This is a genomic window from Neptunomonas sp. ABH4_499 (genome assembly GCF_056160565.1).
Genome location: NZ_JBSWXK010000011.1, coordinates 47,736 through 61,993 on the forward strand (window position 1 = coordinate 47,736; position 14,258 = coordinate 61,993).

Annotated in this window: 8 protein-coding genes; all 8 read left to right on the forward strand. The window is 49.5% G+C overall.

Annotated features, from left to right (window positions below; translation table 11 throughout):
• The first annotated feature begins 126 nt into the window (after window positions 1–126).
• The gene (gene rpoB / locus ACXAF9_RS12465; RefSeq protein ID WP_475074633.1) at window positions 127–4,224 is read left to right on the forward strand and encodes a DNA-directed RNA polymerase subunit beta; all 4,098 of its coding nucleotides are present in this window, start codon (window positions 127–129) and stop codon (window positions 4,222–4,224) included.
• A 63-nt stretch (window positions 4,225–4,287) separates the two neighbouring features.
• The gene (gene rpoC / locus ACXAF9_RS12470) at window positions 4,288–8,508 is read left to right on the forward strand and encodes a DNA-directed RNA polymerase subunit beta' (RefSeq protein WP_475074635.1); all 4,221 of its coding nucleotides are present in this window, start codon (window positions 4,288–4,290) and stop codon (window positions 8,506–8,508) included.
• Window positions 8,509–8,654: 146 nt separating this feature from the next.
• A complete protein-coding gene (gene rpsL / locus ACXAF9_RS12475; RefSeq protein ID WP_475074638.1) occupies window positions 8,655–9,029 on the forward strand; it encodes a 30S ribosomal protein S12 in 375 nt (124 codons plus the stop codon).
• Between the two features lie 156 nt (window positions 9,030–9,185).
• The gene (gene rpsG / locus ACXAF9_RS12480) at window positions 9,186–9,656 is read left to right on the forward strand and encodes a 30S ribosomal protein S7 (RefSeq protein ID WP_475074641.1); all 471 of its coding nucleotides are present in this window, start codon (window positions 9,186–9,188) and stop codon (window positions 9,654–9,656) included.
• 16 nt (window positions 9,657–9,672) lie between these two features.
• Window positions 9,673–11,766 carry an elongation factor G gene (gene fusA, locus ACXAF9_RS12485; protein ID WP_475074644.1) on the forward strand — a complete coding sequence of 698 codons (2,094 nt, stop codon included), beginning with the start codon at window positions 9,673–9,675 and terminating at the stop codon, window positions 11,764–11,766.
• Between the two features lie 29 nt (window positions 11,767–11,795).
• Window positions 11,796–13,019: an elongation factor Tu gene (gene tuf, locus ACXAF9_RS12490; protein WP_475074647.1), complete on the forward strand. Its 1,224-nt coding sequence runs from the start codon at window positions 11,796–11,798 to the stop codon at window positions 13,017–13,019.
• Window positions 13,020–13,191: 172 nt separating this feature from the next.
• The gene (gene rpsJ / locus ACXAF9_RS12495) at window positions 13,192–13,503 is read left to right on the forward strand and encodes a 30S ribosomal protein S10 (protein ID WP_475074650.1); all 312 of its coding nucleotides are present in this window, start codon (window positions 13,192–13,194) and stop codon (window positions 13,501–13,503) included.
• A 113-nt stretch (window positions 13,504–13,616) separates the two neighbouring features.
• Entirely contained in the window at window positions 13,617–14,255 is a 639-nt protein-coding gene (rplC, locus tag ACXAF9_RS12500) for a 50S ribosomal protein L3 (RefSeq protein ID WP_475074653.1), read from the forward strand.
• Window positions 14,256–14,258 lie beyond the last annotated feature (3 nt).

Below are 14,258 nucleotides of genomic sequence, written 5' to 3' on the forward strand. Positions count from 1 at the left end.
GCTGGTGGCAATTTGCCACCGGCCTTTTTCCGTTATTTATAGACAGCAAATAAATAGCGGCAGCACAGACCGGAAGCTCTCTTTCTGGACTGCTTCTCAACTTGGTGCACATGCTGGGGAACACTGATGGCTTACTCATATACAGAAAAGAAACGCATCCGCAAAGATTTCAGCAAATTGCTGCAAGTCATGGATGTACCTTACCTGCTGGCAATCCAGCTGGACTCTTATCGCAAATTCCTTCAGGAAGGTGTAGATGCGGCGCAGCGTAGAGAAGAAGGTTTACACGCTGCATTCAAATCCGTATTTCCAATTGTTTCTTATTCCGGCAATGCTGCTCTGGAATATGTTGGCTATCGTTTGGGTGAACCAGTATTTGACGTTAAAGAATGTCAACTGCGTGGTGTGACTTACGCTGCCCCTCTGCGTGTGAAAGTACGCTTGGTGATTTACGATCGTGAATCATCGAACAAAGCGGTTAAAGATATTAAAGAACAAGAAGTCTACATGGGCGAAATGCCTTTGATGACTGAAAACGGTACATTCGTTGTTAACGGAACTGAGCGTGTTATCGTTTCTCAGTTGCACCGTTCTCCGGGTGTATTCTTCGATCACGACAAGGGTAAATCGCACTCGTCTGGTAAGTTGTTGTATTCTGCGCGAATCATTCCTTACCGTGGCTCTTGGTTGGACTTCGAGTTCGACCCAAAAGATGCCTTGTTCGTACGTATCGACCGTCGTCGTAAACTGCCAGCAACGATTCTGTTGCGTGCGCTGGGTTACGAGGCAAACGAAATTCTGGATACCTTCTTCACTACGACCAACTGGACGATCAGTGAAGCGGGCGTCAAGATGGAACTGGTTCCTGAGCGCCTGCGCGGTGAAACCATGTCCTTCGATATCAAAGACCCTGAAGGCAACGTAATCGTTGAGCCAGGTCGTCGTATTACGCCGCGTCACATCAAGAAGATGACGGACGCTGGTATGACTAAGCTGGAAGTACCAAACGAGTACTTGATGGGCAAAGTCATCGGTAAAGACTTGATGGATCCTGCAACGGGCGAATTGATCTGCCCATGCAACACCGAAGTTACTGAAGATCTGATCAAGAAGTTACTGGCGGCGAACATCAGTGCGTTGGAAACTTTGTACACCAACGACCTGGATTGCGGTCCGTTCATTTCAGATACATTGCGTATCGACCCTACGCGCAGCCAGTTGGAAGCATTGGTAGAAATCTACCGCATGATGCGTCCTGGCGAGCCGCCAACGAAAGAGTCTGCAGAAGCCCTGTTCGAAAACTTGTTCTTCACAGAAGAACGTTACGACTTGTCTGCTGTAGGTCGCATGAAGTTCAACCGTCGTTTAGGCCGTGAAGACGAAACCGGTTCGGGTGTGTTGGATAAAGAAGACATCCTGTCCGTGATGAAGACATTGATCGACATCCGTAACGGTAAAGGTATTGTCGACGATATCGACCACTTGGGTAACCGTCGTATCCGTTCTGTAGGTGAAATGGCAGAGAACCAATTCCGTGTTGGTTTGGTGCGTGTTGAGCGTGCGGTTCGTGAGCGTCTGTCTATGGCTGAATCAGACAATCTGATGCCTCAGGATCTGATCAACGCGAAACCCGTTGCTGCTGCCATTAAAGAGTTCTTTGGTTCTTCTCAGCTGTCTCAGTTTATGGACCAAAACAACCCGTTGTCAGAAGTTACGCACAAACGTCGTGTCTCTGCATTAGGCCCAGGTGGTCTGACGCGTGAGCGTGCAGGCTTTGAGGTTCGTGACGTACACCCAACGCACTACGGTCGTGTATGTCCAATCGAAACGCCGGAAGGTCCGAACATCGGTCTGATCAACTCGTTGGCTACCTTTGCTCGCACTAACGACTACGGCTTCTTAGAAACACCTTACCGTAAGGTAGTGGACGGTGTTGTTACTGACGATATCCAATACCTGTCAGCGATCGAAGAAAACAACTTCGTTATCGCTCAGGCATCTGCAACTATGGACGAAAACAACCGCCTGTTGGATGAGCTGGTAACCGTACGTCACTTAAACGAAACAACGGTAATGGGCCCAGATAAAGTCGACTACATGGACGTATCTCCACGTCAGGTAGTATCGATTGCGGCGTCTTTGATTCCGTTCTTGGAACACGATGACGCGAACCGCGCATTGATGGGTTCCAACATGCAACGTCAAGCTGTACCTACTCTGCGCGCTGATAAGCCGTTAGTGGGTACCGGTATGGAGCGTTACGTAGCACGTGACTCAGGTGTATGTATCACGGCCCGTCGTGGTGGTGTGATTGAGTCTGTTGATGCGGCGCGTATCGTTGTTCGCGTACGTGAAGAGGAAGTAGCAGGTGACGCAGGTGTAGACATCTACAACCTGACGAAGTACACACGTTCTAACCAAAACACCTGCATCAACCAGCGTTCTATCGTAAACCCAGGTGACATCGTTCAACGTGGCGACATCATGGCAGACGGTCCATCGGTTGATATGGGTGAGCTGGCTTTGGGTCAGAACATGCGCATCGCGTTCATGCCTTGGAACGGTTACAACTTCGAGGACTCCATCCTGATCTCTGAGCGTGTCGTTCAGGAAGATCGTTTCACCACTATCCACATTCAGGAACTGACCTGTGTGGCGCGTGATACTAAGTTGGGGCCTGAAGAGATCACCTCTGATATCCCGAACGTAGGTGAGTCTGCACTGGCGAAACTGGATGAGTCCGGTATCGTTCACATCGGTGCGGAAGTTGGTCCTGGAGATATTCTGGTTGGTAAGGTAACCCCTAAAGGTGAAACACAGCTGACACCAGAAGAAAAACTGCTGCGTGCGATCTTCGGTGAGAAAGCCTCCGACGTTAAAGATACTTCTTTGCGAGTTAAGGGCGGTACAACCGGTAAAGTTATCGACGTTCAAGTATTCACCCGTGACGGTGTGAAGAAAGATGACCGTGCTCTGTCGATCGAAAAAGCGGAAATGGACGCAATCCGTAAGGATTTGAACGAAGAGTTCCGCATCGTTGAGCAAGCAACGTTCGAACGTCTGACGCGCGCTCTGGTTGGTCAAGTCGCCGACGGTGGTGCTGGTCTTCGCAAAGGCGAAACCATTTCTGAAGAGTTCCTAAACGGTCTGAAGCACGGCGAGTGGTTCAAAATCCGTGTGGCTGACGAAGCTGCGGCTGAAGCGCTTGAACAAGCGAAAACTCAGCTAGAAGAGCGTCGCGAAGAGCTGGATAAGAAGTTCGAAAACAAAAAAGGCAAGCTGCAAACGGGTGATGATCTTGCCCCTGGCGTCCTGAAAATTGTCAAAGTGTATGTTGCGACGAAGCGTCGTGTACAACCGGGTGACAAGATGGCAGGTCGTCACGGTAACAAGGGTGTTATCTCGGTTATCATGCCAGTTGAAGACATGCCTTACGACGAGAACGGCGAACCGGTCGATATCGTACTGAACCCACTGGGTGTACCGTCTCGTATGAACGTAGGTCAGATCCTTGAGACGCACATGGGTGCGGCTGCTAAAGGCCTAGGTATCAAAATTAATTCCATGCTGGAAGTTGAGCGCGAGAAAGCACAAACCGTTAAAGAGGTTCGTGAATTCTTAGATCGCATTTACAACAGCGAGCTGGATGGTTGGACAACGTCTCGTCGTGAAGATCTTGAGAACTTCACCGATGAAGAGATCCTAGAACTTGCACGCAACTTGCGTGGCGGTGTGCCTCTGGCAACGCCTGCATTTGACGGTGCGAAAGAAGCTGAGATCAAAGAGCTGTTGCGTTTGGCGGATATGAATGACACCGGTCAGGTTACCCTGTTCGATGGACGTTCTGGTGAGTCCTTCTCGCGTCCTGTAACGGTAGGTTACATGTACATGCTGAAGTTGAACCACTTGGTAGACGACAAAATGCACGCTCGTTCGACAGGTTCTTACAGCTTGGTTACTCAGCAGCCGCTGGGTGGTAAAGCACAGTTCGGTGGTCAGCGTTTCGGTGAGATGGAGGTATGGGCACTGGAAGCATACGGTGCGGCTTACACGCTTCAAGAAATGCTTACCGTTAAGTCGGATGACGTTAACGGTCGTACGAAGATGTACAAAAACATCGTCGATGGCGATCACAGAATGGAACCGGGTATGCCGGAATCCTTCAACGTATTGATCAAAGAGATTCGCTCTCTGGGTATCGATATCGAGCTTGAAAACGAATAAGGCATTACCGATTCACCGGGCTGGCTGAGGTCAGCCCACAACTCCCGTGAGGAGCTTTAAGTAATGAAAGATTTGCTGAATCTATTAAAAGCACAAAGCCAGAGCGAAGAGTTTGACTCGATTAAGATTACTCTGGCGTCACCGGAGATGATCCGCTCTTGGTCTTTCGGCGAAGTTAAAAAGCCAGAGACGATTAACTACCGTACGTTCAAGCCTGAGCGTGACGGTCTGTTTTGTGCCAAGATCTTCGGTCCAGTAAAAGACTACGAGTGCTTGTGTGGTAAATACAAGCGCATGAAACACCGCGGTGTTATCTGTGAAAAATGTGGTGTTGAAGTTACATTGACCAAAGTGCGTCGTGAGCGCATGGGTCACATCGAGCTGGCTAGCCCAGTTGCACACATCTGGTTCTTGAAATCGCTGCCGTCCCGTATCGGTTTGATGCTGGATATGACGCTGCGTGACATCGAGCGTGTTCTGTACTTCGAATCATTTGTCGTGATCGAACCAGGCATGACTACGCTGGAGCGTGGTCAGCTGCTGAACGATGAACAGTACTTTGAAGCGTTGGAAGAGTTCGGTGACGAATTCGACGCACGCATGGGTGCTGAAGCGGTTCAAATGCTGATGGCGTCTATCGATCTTGAAGAAGAGATCGAGCGTCTGCGTGAAGAGATGCCACAAACCAACTCTGAGACTAAGCTCAAGAAGCTGTCTAAGCGTCTGAAACTGTGTGAATCTTTCTACAAATCCGGTAACAAGCCTGAGTGGATGGTAATGTCTGTTCTGCCAGTGCTGCCGCCTGATTTGCGTCCGTTGGTACCTCTGGATGGTGGTCGTTTCGCAACATCGGATCTGAACGATCTGTATCGCCGCGTTATCAACCGTAACAACCGTCTGAAGCGCCTACTGGATCTGAACGCACCAGACATCATCGTTCGTAACGAGAAGCGTATGCTTCAAGAAGCGGTTGATGCGCTGTTAGATAACGGTCGTCGTGGCCGTGCGATCACAGGTTCTAACAAACGTCCTCTGAAATCTTTGGCTGATATGATCAAAGGTAAACAAGGTCGTTTCCGTCAGAACCTTCTGGGTAAGCGTGTTGACTACTCCGGTCGTTCTGTAATCGTAGTAGGTCCATACTTGCGTTTGCACCAGTGTGGTCTGCCTAAGAAAATGGCACTTGAGCTGTTCAAGCCATTCATCTTCTCTAAGCTTGAGTTGCGTGGTTATGCGACCACCATCAAAGCGGCTAAGAAGATGGTTGAGCGCGAAGAGCCACTCGTATGGGATATCTTGGATGAAGTTATCCGTGAGCACCCAGTTCTTCTGAACCGTGCACCGACACTTCACCGTCTGGGTATCCAAGCGTTTGAGCCTGTTCTGATCGAAGGTAAAGCGATCCAACTGCACCCATTGGTGTGTGCGGCCTACAACGCTGACTTCGACGGTGACCAGATGGCGGTACACGTACCGTTGACGCTGGAAGCTCAGCTTGAAGCGCGTGCGTTAATGATGTCAACGAACAACATCCTGTCTCCAGCAAACGGCGAACCGATCATCGTTCCATCTCAGGACGTCGTACTGGGTCTGTACTTCATGACACGTGATCGCATCAATGCGAAAGGCGAAGGCATGGTGTTCGCAGACTTGGATGAAGTTGAGCGCGCTTACGGTGCTAAACAAGTCGACCTTCAAGCACGCATTAAAGTGCGTCTTCACGAACTGATTCGTGACATCGAAGGTAACGAAACCGAAGTAACCGAAGTCAAAGAGACGACGGTCGGTCGTGCGATGTTGTTCTCTATCGTGCCGAAAGGTCTGCCATTCTCGCTGGTCAACCAAGCGATGAAGAAGAAGGCGATCTCTAAGCTGTTGAACGAAGCATACCGTCGTTGCGGTCTGAAAGACTGTGTCATCTTTGCTGACCAGCTGATGTACATGGGCTTCCGTCAAGCAACGCTGTCGGGCTCTTCTATCGGTGTTAACGACTTCGTAATCCCTGCTGAAAAAGCCACCATCGTGGGCGAGGCCGATGCGGAAGTAAAAGACATCGAGCGTCAGTTCGCAGACGGTTTGGTAACGCAAGGCGAGAAATACAACAAGGTTATCGATATCTGGTCGCGTGCCAACGAATTGCTGGCGAAGCGCATGATGGAAAACCTGAAAACCGATACGGTTCTTGACCGTGAAGGTAACGAAGTTGAGCAAGAATCGTTCAACTCGGTTTACATGATGGCCGACTCCGGTGCCCGTGGTAGTGCTGCACAGATTCGTCAGTTGGCGGGTATGCGTGGTCTGATGGCGAAGCCGGATGGATCGATCATCGAAACGCCAATCGTTGCGAACTTCCGTGAAGGTCTGAACGTACTTCAGTACTTCATCTCGACTCACGGTGCTCGTAAAGGTCTGGCCGATACGGCACTGAAAACAGCGAACTCCGGTTACCTGACGCGTCGTTTGGTAGACGTTGCACAGGACGTTGTTATCACTGAAGGTGATTGCGGAACAGATCAAGGTCTGGTTATGCAGCCGATGATCGAAGGTGGCGACGTTGTTGTTGCGCTGGGTGATCGTGTTCTGGGTCGTGTGGTTGCGCGTGATGTACTGAATCCTGCTGACCAGGATGTACTGATCCCTAAAGGCACTCTGATCGACGAGACTTGGGTTGCGAAGCTGGAAAACGACGAGCAATACTCATCGATCGATGAGATCGTAGTTCGCTCTGCAATCACATGTGATACGCGCTTTGGTATCTGTGCGGCTTGTTACGGTCGTGACTTGGGTCGTGGTCACTTGGTTAACCCAGGTGAAGCTGTCGGTGTTATTGCTGCACAGTCGATCGGTGAGCCAGGTACACAGCTGACCATGCGTACGTTCCACATCGGTGGTGCGGCATCTCGAGCGGCGGCTGTCGACAGTATTCAGGTCAAAAACGGCGGTGAAATTCGTCTGCACAACCTGAAATCAGTTGAAACGCCAGAAGGCAAACTGGTTGCTACCTCTCGTTCCGGCGAGCTGGGTGTAACCGATGAGCACGGCCGTGAGCGTGAGCGCTACAAGCTACCATACGGTGCAGTACTGACCGTAAAAGATGGCGATAAAGTCGAATCTGGCCAAATCGTTGCTAACTGGGACCCACACACACACCCAATCGTGTCTGAAGTGTCTGGTCGCGTTGTCTTCTCCGGTATGGAAGATGGCATCACCGTTAAGCAAACGATTGATGAGCTGACAGGTCTGTCGACCACTGAAGTCTTGGAATTGAAAGACCGTCCAGCGGCCGGTAAAGACATTCGTCCGATGATTAAGTTGGTTGATAACGCTGGTAACGAAATTTTGCATGAAGGTACGGACTCTCCAGCTCAGTACTTGCTGCCAGCGAAAGCGATCATCAACTTGGCAGACGGTGCAACCGTATCTGTCGGTGAAGTGCTTGCACGTATCCCGCAAGAAGGCTCTGTGAACAAGGATATCACCGGTGGTCTGCCGCGTGTTGCTGACTTGTTCGAAGCGCGTAAGCCGAAAGAATCTGCGATTCTTGCGGAAATCACGGGTGTCATGAGCTTCGGTAAAGAGACAAAAGGTAAGAAGCGCTTGGTGATCACACCACGCGATGCTGATCCTTACGAGGTTATGATCCAGAAATGGCGTAACGTTAACGTCTTCGAAGGTGAAACAGTCGAGAAGGGTGAGGTCATCTCCGATGGTCCATCTAACCCGCACGATATCTTGCGAGTGCTTGGTGTTGAGCGTTTGGCTGAATACATCGTCAATGAAATCCAAGAGGTTTACCGCCTCCAGGGTGTAATCATTAACGATAAGCACATCGAAGTTATCGTTCGTCAAATGTTGCGCAAAGTTGAAGTAACGTCTGCTGGCGACTCAACTCTGATCCCAGGTGAACAGGTTGAATACTCGCAAGTTGTTACTGAAAACGAAGCGCTGGAAGCCGATGGTAAGATCCCTGCGAAGTTCGAACGCGTACTTCTGGGTATTACCAAAGCGTCCTTGGCAACTGAGTCGTTTATCTCAGCGGCATCCTTCCAGGAGACTACACGTGTCCTAACAGAAGGTGCGGTGACTGGTAAGCAAGACTTCTTGCGTGGTCTGAAAGAAAACGTTGTGGTAGGTCGTCTGATCCCAGCCGGTACCGGTCTGGCTTATCACTCTGAGCGTAAGCGTAAGCGTGCATTGACCCAAGGTACTGAAACTGTAAGTGCAGAAGAAGTACAAGAGGCTTTGACCGCCGCGCTGAATGCATCTTTGTCAGATGCTGATTAAAATCTGATCAGCGATTGACGAATACGGGTGGAATTGATTAAAATTCCGCCCCCTTAGTGCCGGATTCACAAGAATCCGGTTTTGGTGTTTATAAGTGACTTAACCACTTATAAGTTAAATAACGTGAAAACGTGGAGTTTGCTTAAATGGCAACTATTAACCAATTGGTTCGCTCGCCACGTAAGCGCAAAGTACAAAAGAGCGATGCTCAAGCCCTTCAGGCTTGCCCACAGCGTCGTGGTGTTTGTACTCGTGTTTACACTACTACTCCGAAGAAGCCTAACTCGGCTCTTCGTAAAGTATGCCGTGTTCGTTTGACGAACGGCTACGAAGTGACTTCCTACATCGGTGGTGAAGGTCACAACCTGCAAGAGCACAGTGTTGTATTGATCCGTGGCGGTCGTGTAAAAGACTTGCCAGGTGTTCGCTACCACACAGTACGTGGTGCTCTGGACTGTTCAGGTGTTAACGACCGTAAACAGGCTCGTTCTAAGTACGGTACTAAACGTCCTAAGTCTTAATCACCGTTTAATCACGGTGAGAGCTTTAATCTAGTAGTGGGTCAGTTTTAGAACCAATACTGTTTTTAGCTAGGCCGGAGACGGTAAGAGTAAGGTCAGGTAGCCGAAATCTACCTGAAGTTCCTGAAGACCTTTAATTAATTATGAGGGCTTATCATGCCTAGAAGACGCGTCGCTGCAAAGCGCGAAATTCTGCCAGATCCAAAATTCGGTAACATTACACTGGCAAAATTCATTAACCACGTTATGGTCAGCGGTAAAAAATCTGTTGCTGAGCGTATCGTGTACGGTGCACTGCAAAAAGTTGAAGAACGCACTAAAGCTGATCCGCTTGAAATGTTCGATAAAGCTCTGGAAAGCATCCAGCCTACCGTTGAGGTTAAGTCTCGCCGTGTAGGTGGTGCTACTTACCAAGTTCCTTGCGAAGTTCGTCCATCACGTCGTATGGCTTTGGCTATGCGTTGGTTGGTAGATGCTTCTCGTAAGCGTGGTGAAAAATCGATGGCTCTGCGCCTGGCTGGTGAAATGCTGGACGCTGCAGAAGGCCGTGGTGCTGCTGTTAAGAAACGTGAAGACGTGCACCGTATGGCTGAAGCTAACAAAGCTTTTGCACACTATCGCTTCTAATATTGAGGATTGAGTTGTGGCTCGTAAAACTCCTATCGCACGTTACCGTAACATCGGTATCTGTGCACACGTAGATGCTGGTAAAACCACCACCACTGAACGTGTACTGTTCTACACAGGTCTTTCTCACAAGATCGGTGAAGTACACGATGGCGCTGCTACCATGGACTGGATGGAGCAGGAGCAAGAACGTGGTATCACGATCACATCTGCTGCGACTACCTGTTTCTGGAAGGGTATGAACCAGCAGTTCGAAGAGCACCGTGTAAACATCATCGATACTCCTGGGCACGTTGACTTCACAATCGAAGTAGAACGTTCTTTGCGTGTATTGGATGGTGCAGTCGTTGTACTGTGTGCATCTTCTGGTGTTCAGCCTCAGACTGAAACTGTATGGCGTCAAGCGAACAAATACGAAGTTCCTCGTATGGTGTTCGTAAACAAGATGGACCGTGCAGGTGCAGACTTCTTCATGGTCGTTGAACAGCTGAAAAAGCGTCTGAACGCTAACGCTGTACCAATCAACTTCCCAATCGGCGCTGAAGACGAGTTCAAAGGCGTGGTTGACTTGATTCGCATGAAAGCCATCATGTGGAATGAAGCTGACCAAGGTATGACCTACGAGCTGGAAGACATCCCAGCTGATCTGCAAGACAAAGCTGACGAATTGCGTGAAGCAATGGTTGAAGCTGCGGCTGAGTCTTCAGAAGAGTTGATGGAAAAATACCTGGAAGAAGGTGAGCTGAGCGAAGACGAGATCAAACAAGGTCTGCGTGCGGGCACTCTGGCTAACGAAATCGTTCTGATGCAGGCTGGTTCTGCGTTCAAGAACAAAGGTGTTCAAGCGGTACTGGATGCTGTAATTGAATACTTGCCTTCTCCTGTTGAAGTTAAAGCGATCGAAGGTACGCTGGACGACAAAGATGAGACCGTTGCTACTCGTGAAGCAGACGACGATGCTCCATTCGCGGCGCTGGCATTTAAAATCGCAACTGACCCGTTCGTTGGTACTCTGACGTTCGTACGTGTTTACTCGGGTATCCTGAACTCTGGTGACAGCGTATACAACTCTGTTAAAGAGAAGAAAGAGCGTATCGGTCGTATGGTGCAAATGCACGCTAACAGCCGTGAAGAGATCAAAGAAGTTCGTGCAGGCGATATCGCTGCGATGATCGGTCTGAAAGACGTGACTACAGGTGACACTCTGTGTGATCTGAACAACAAGATCGTTCTTGAGCGTATGGAATTCCCGGATCCGGTAATTTCTGTTGCGGTTGAGCCTAAGTCGAAAGCTGACCAAGAGAAAATGGGTATTGCGCTGGGTAAACTGGCTCAAGAAGATCCATCTTTCCGTGTTGAAACTGACGAAGAATCAGGTCAAACCATCATCTCTGGTATGGGTGAGCTTCACCTTGAGATCATCGTTGACCGTATGAAGCGTGAGTTTAAGGTTGAAGCGAACATCGGTAAGCCTCAGGTTGCATACCGTGAGAAAATCCGTAAAGCCGTCGATGCAAACCACAAGTTTGCTCGTCAGTCTGGTGGTCGTGGTCAATACGGTCACGTTGTGGTTGAGTTTACTCCATCGGATGAAGAAGGCTTAGAGTTCATCAACGAGATCGTGGGTGGTGCGATTCCTAAGGAATACATCCCAGCGGTTCAGAAGGGCATCGAAGAGCAGATGAAAAACGGCGTTATCGCTGGTTATCCTCTGATCGGCCTGAAAGCCCGTCTGTATGATGGCTCGTTCCACGATGTTGACTCGAACGAAATGGCGTTTAAAATTGCTGCATCCCAAGCGTTGAAAAAATACGCAATGCAGGCGGACCCTGTTCTGCTGGAACCTATGATGAAAGTCGAGGTTGTTACTCCAGAAGAATACATGGGTGACGTGATGGGTGACCTTAACCGTCGTCGCGGTCTGATCCAAGGTATGGAAGACACGTCTTCAGGTAAGGTGATCAACGCTCAAGTTCCTCTGGGTGAAATGTTTGGTTATGCAACTGATCTGCGTTCTGCAACGCAGGGTCGTGCAACCTACTCAATGGAATTTGAAAACTACGCCGAAGCTCCGAACAACATCGCTGAAGCGGTGATGAAGGATAACTAATTTTCGCCAGAACAAAGAGGTAAATTCTCGTGGCAAAATCATCTTTTGAACGTAATCTGCCGCACGTCAACGTAGGTACTATCGGCCACGTTGACCACGGTAAAACAACTCTGACAGCAGCTCTGACTCGCGTATGCGCTGAAGTATTCGGTGGTGAAGCGGTAGCTTTCGACGGTATCGATAAGGCACCTGAAGAGCGTGAGCGTGGTATCACAATCTCTACTTCACACGTAGAGTACGAATCAAACACTCGTCACTACGCGCACGTCGACTGCCCAGGGCACGCTGACTACGTTAAGAACATGATCACTGGTGCTGCTCAGATGGACGGCGCGATCCTGGTATGTGGTGCGACTGATGGTCCTATGCCACAGACTCGTGAGCACATCCTGCTGTCTCGTCAGGTAGGTGTACCTTACATCGTAGTATTCTTGAACAAAGCTGACCTGCTGGCTGAAGACTGTGGCGGCGTTGACTCTGAAGAATACGCTGAGATGCGTGAGCTGGTAGAAATGGAAATCCGTGAGTTGCTAGACACTTACGACTTCCCAGGCGACGACACTCCAATTATCTGCGGTTCTGCTTTGATGGCACTGAACGGCGAAGACGACAACGAGCTGGGTACAACTGCGGTTAAAAACCTAGTTGAAGCTCTGGATACTTACATCCCTGAGCCAGTACGTGCGATCGATCAGCCATTCCTGATGCCTATCGAGGACGTATTCTCTATCTCTGGCCGTGGTACCGTAGTAACGGGTCGTGTAGAGCGCGGTATCATCAAGGTTGGTGAAGAGATTGAAATCGTTGGTATCAAAGATACTACGAAGACAACTTGTACTGGTGTTGAGATGTTCCGTAAGCTGCTTGACGAAGGTCGTGCAGGTGAGAACGTTGGTGCGCTGTTGCGTGGTACTAAGCGTGACGACGTTGAGCGTGGTCAAGTATTGGCTAAGCCAGGTACTATCAACCCGCACACTAACTTCGAATGTGAAGTATACGTACTGAGCAAAGATGAAGGTGGTCGTCACACTCCATTCTTCAAAGGTTACCGTCCACAGTTCTACTTCCGTACAACTGACGTAACCGGTTCTTGCGAGCTGCCAGAAGGCGTTGAAATGGTAATGCCAGGTGACAACGTTAAGATGGTTGTTACTTTGATCGCTCCGATCGCGATGGACGAAGGTCTGCGTTTCGCGATTCGTGAAGGTGGTCGTACCGTAGGTGCAGGTGTTGTATCTAAAATCATCGCGTAATCGATGATTTGAACTAAAAAAGCCCTCTTCGGAGGGCTTTTTTTATATCTGTTCAAAAAATAAGCGATTGTGCTTGACTGAAAAAAGTCGTCTGAGTAGAATTTGCGTCCCCTTGTATCAAGGGGTGGTCGGCATATGCCGTTAATAAACATTTTGAAAAAGTGTGATCAGAATGCAAAACCAGAAAATCAGAATTCGTCTGAAAGCGTTTGATCATCGCCTGATCGACTCTTCTACGCAAGAAATCGTTGAAACAGCGAAGCGTACTGGAGCTCAGGTGCGTGGTCCGATCCCGCTTCCAACACGCAAAGAGCGTTACACTGTACTGATTTCTCCGCACGTCAACAAAGACGCGCGTGATCAGTATGAAATTCGTACGCACAAGCGTGTTCTGGACATCGTTGAGCCAACTGAAAAAACAGTTGACGCATTGATGAAGCTGGATCTCGCAGCAGGTGTTGAAGTACAGATTAGCTTGGGCTGATTCTCGTACTGGCGTTTTTATTATTTAATGAAGCGCTGCTTGTGGAATGCTCCTGAAATGGGCAGCCGTAGTGGGTAACAGCCCCGTACACAACTGGCAAGAGGTGTTAACAAATGTCTGTAGGTTTAATCGGACGCAAAGCGGGTATGACTCGCATCTTCACAGAAGATGGCGTATCCGTGCCAGTCACGGTCATCGAGGTGGATCCGAACCGCGTTACGCAGGTTAAAACTGCTGAGAAGGATGGCTACACAGCTATCCAGGTGACTACTGGTTCTGTTAAGGCTAACCGCCTGACTAAGCCAGAAGCTGGACACTACGCGAAAGCAAGTGTTGAAGCAGGTCGTGGTTTGTGGGAGTTCCGTCTGTCGGGTGATGAAGAAATCAACGTAGGTGATTCACTTACAGTTGAGCGCTTCGAAGCAGGTCAGAAAGTAGACGTTACTGGTCAATCTAAAGGTAAGGGTTTCCAAGGCGGCGTTAAGCGCTGGAACTTCCGTACTCAAGATGCGACTCACGGTAACTCTCTGTCTCACCGTGCTCCGGGTTCTATCGGTCAGTGTCAGACTCCTGGTCGTGTTTGGAAAGGCAAGAAAATGGCAGGTCACATGGGTGCTGAGCGCGTTACTGTTCAGACTCTGGAAGTTGTGCGCGTAGACGCAGAACGCAACCTGTTGTTGATCAAAGGTGCTGTTCCAGGCGCAACTGGCGGTGACGTCATCGTTAAGCCAGCCGTTAAAGTTGGCGCGTAAGGG